Origin of the sequence: Psychroflexus aestuariivivens (assembly GCF_004010055.1) — a bacterium.
In the GTDB taxonomy this organism is placed as follows: Bacteria; Bacteroidota; Bacteroidia; order Flavobacteriales; family Flavobacteriaceae; genus Psychroflexus; species Psychroflexus aestuariivivens.
The window spans coordinates 1-2,500 of sequence record NZ_RQVT01000007.1 but is presented as its reverse complement, the minus strand read 5'-3'; the positions used below and the strand labels follow the sequence as shown (position 1 = coordinate 2,500).

Below are 2,500 nucleotides of genomic sequence, written 5' to 3'. Positions count from 1 at the left end.
GTATTTATGTCAAATTGATTTAAAACCATCATGAGATTTTGTTTTTGACAAAGCTAGCGGGTACATTCACAACTTCTGACCGAAAAATCGCCGAGTTTTGACTGAAAATTAGCCGAGTTGACCGGCTATTTTTCTAGTTACTGATTATCAGTGCTTAAGCCTTTTAATTTATAGACTAAATCCACATATTTTTGCCGCTCATTGGAGTAACATTTGGCTAAAGTTTCTGTGGGAGACATTAATGTGATGGGAAATCCGGCAGTATTGAACCATTTTCGAAAGTCTTTATCCATGACAAGAATAAATCCTTCTTCGTACATACGTCTATAAAAGTAGCAAATGGATTGACGCATGTAAATGGCTTTTGCTAGTGTGCAAAAGACAGCATAGGATTGGTAATTCAGAAAAATATCTTTAGGAAAGTCGGGGGGCTTATTTTCTCCGGGCTGTTCTGAAGTTGCTGGGTTTGATTCAAGATTGAATAAGGTTTTAAACTCCTGTTCAATAACATCAAAAATTTTGGGCATGTTATTGAAATTGGCTTGCAAATCTATGTCTCTAACAATCTGCAGATACCAAACATAAACGCCTTTTTTGAGCTCAGTTTGCTGATCTAATGGAGTTATGGGAGAATCTGAGAGGTATAAAATCTTTTTGATAACTTGCTTTATCTCTTCATTGATTTCAATATCAAAACTGCCATTTTCTATAAAATCACTAATCATGGTTTGAATAATGATATTTCTAAGCTGTCCCAGTGCATGATCTAATTTATCTAATTCAACAAATTGTTTATTTATTCCTTTGGCTAACATGTAGTCAACAAAATAAATTTCGTTGTCATCATAATTTTCATCTTCAAAATTGACACTTCTATTTAGTGAATGTACTAAAGCATCAAATGATTTAAAATTCTGATATTGCTCAGCAATGCAATCATGATATTTTCTAGCTAAACTTTCAGTTATTTCTTTGGTAAAATCACCTTTTTCATAAGATTCAGCAGCTTGTTCCTGAAGGAAAAACCTTAAGTCCATCAGTTCTATATCTGCAAAGCTTTTCATTGGCGATGAAGTATAAGTGCTGTTTTCACTGTCTTCAAGCTTAAAAATTTTTATGCTAGTACTGATTATCTTTCTTTCAATTTCATGCGTTAACGAGATATTACCTTGATTATAGTTCAAATCCTCAACTTTTTTTATAAAAAACAAGGTAAGCAAAGAAATTTTTTAGAAAAAAATCAAAAAGAGAAAAGCTTCCTTTAGATATGATTTCGTCGCTAAATCTATGATTATGAAGAAATGGGTTTTTATCGTAAAAATCGAAAGTATTGAACATAATTATTGCTTAGTTTTATACAAAAATACAAAAAGCCCGTATATATTTTAAAACTCCAGTAGTGTTTTGGTGATTTATGACTTGTGAATTTCAGTTTACAAATTGTTTTAAAGTAATTCAACTTGAAACTTTTAACTTATTGCCTACCGCATATATCTTATAGACTTTTGAGAGTGGAAGATTTGAAGAGAGTTGATTTCAGAATTCAGACTCATCAATCTGAAATGAGAAATCATGCTTTCAGTTCGAGTGTTTTGTTTTCAAAATAGAAAATCCGACATCTCTCAAAGCTTCAGGATTAAAAATAAAAAACCTGACCACAGGATAAAATGGTCAGGTTCTCAGATTGGTTTAAGGATAGTTTTCACAATAGATAATATTTTAAATTTCTTTTATCTATAGCACTTTACAAATATATAGGGATAATTTACTTGACACAATACCTAGTACTGGGTATTTTTTGGGTTTATATTCTAAATTTTGAGTTTTTCAGTTATAGATTTGTGTGATTTTGAATTTCAGGTTTCTTAGGTTACAGTTTGTTGATTGTGAATTTCAACTTGAAGCTTTCACCACTTGTAACTTGAAATTTACGCTTACAGCCTTTAGCAAAACTGGTTAACTAGTGATTTGTAACTAATAAATTGGATTTCGAATTTTACGTTGTAGGTTGCAGTTTGTTGAGATTCCACATAAATTTCTTAGGGATTTTGCGAAATGATAGTTTATTTATGATTGACTCGTGGTTCTTTTGTCCTGTCTCCTGTTTCTAGGTTCTTTTCTCCAAACTGTTGATTTTAGGTTTCAGACTCATTAATTTGAAATTATAAATTTGAAATATCCTACTGTCAGTTCTAGTTTTTTTACGACCGGCAAGGGCGTAATAAATGTATCGAGAACTAGTGATGATTTCTTCTCGATACAATTTTCCTGCTGCTGACCGCATCAGTAAAATCACTCGAAGTGACAAATTTAGATTGAAAGATGTTAGATTTCAGATCTTATACACATAACTCTGAAATATCCTACTGTCAGTTCGAGTGTTTAGTACGACCGAAATGGGCGTAATAAATGTATCGAGAACTATTGATGATTCAGTTAGAATAACTTCTCGATACTATTTCAATAGCTTCTTATCGAATCTTTTGAAATCACTCGAAGT

General features: G+C 31.7%; 1 protein-coding gene. It reads right to left on the bottom strand.

Annotated elements, in window-relative coordinates:
• Positions 1 to 137: 137 nt before the first annotated feature.
• Complete coding sequence (locus EIG86_RS01645) at positions 138 to 1,184, bottom strand: hypothetical protein (RefSeq protein ID WP_127844409.1); 1,047 nt, start codon at positions 1,182 to 1,184, stop codon at positions 138 to 140.
• Positions 1,185 to 2,500 lie beyond the last annotated feature (1,316 nt).